This window comes from Vibrio sp. 1078-1 (assembly GCF_033340475.1).
Genome location: NZ_JAWOWM010000764.1, coordinates 1 through 545 on the forward strand (window position 1 = coordinate 1; position 545 = coordinate 545).

The 545-nt window shown below is 41.8% G+C and carries 1 protein-coding gene and 1 pseudogene; both read right to left on the reverse strand.

All coding sequences use genetic code 11. The features are described from left to right. A pseudogene (locus R7190_RS29935) lies at nucleotides 1-142 on the reverse strand (LPS export ABC transporter periplasmic protein LptC); the annotation flags it as partial. A 90-nt stretch (nucleotides 143-232) separates the two neighbouring features. After that, the coding region (locus R7190_RS29940) for a CBS domain-containing protein (protein ID WP_318138217.1) at nucleotides 233-545 on the reverse strand (313 nt) is incomplete at its 5' end.

The window sequence follows — 545 nt, forward strand, 5'->3', positions numbered from 1 at the left end:
CTAAACCAGTTCCACTGAACAATGGCAGTTCGGTGTCTGGGGCTACTTGAATTGCATCGTTACCTTTTGGTGTGAGCAGGTAATAACCACACCATGCGACGACGAAAACCAAGAGCAAATAAATAAGGCGAGTAAAACTCATATATTAAAGGCCTTTTGTTTAGCTCAGTACTTCCCTGACTATTGCCTTAATCTGTGTAATCAATCGTTTGAATGTTTCGTGTTGCCGATATTACATCACACCAGCTTTTAGTAAATCATGCATATTTAATGCGCCAACGATTTTATCTTCTTTGCATAGGATAAGTGCGTTGATGTTTTTGTTCTGCATTAAGTTCAATCCTTCCACTGCTAACATTTCTGGATGTGCCGTGGTTGGATTTTTCGTCATGACTTCGCCAATAGCCGTGGTATGAATATCAATGCGCTTATCCAAAGTGCGGCGTAAGTCACCATCGGTGAATATACCAAGCATAGCATCGTGCTCGTCCACGATTACGGTCATTCCCAAACCTTTCTCTGAAATCTCCAAAAGTGCATCGCGA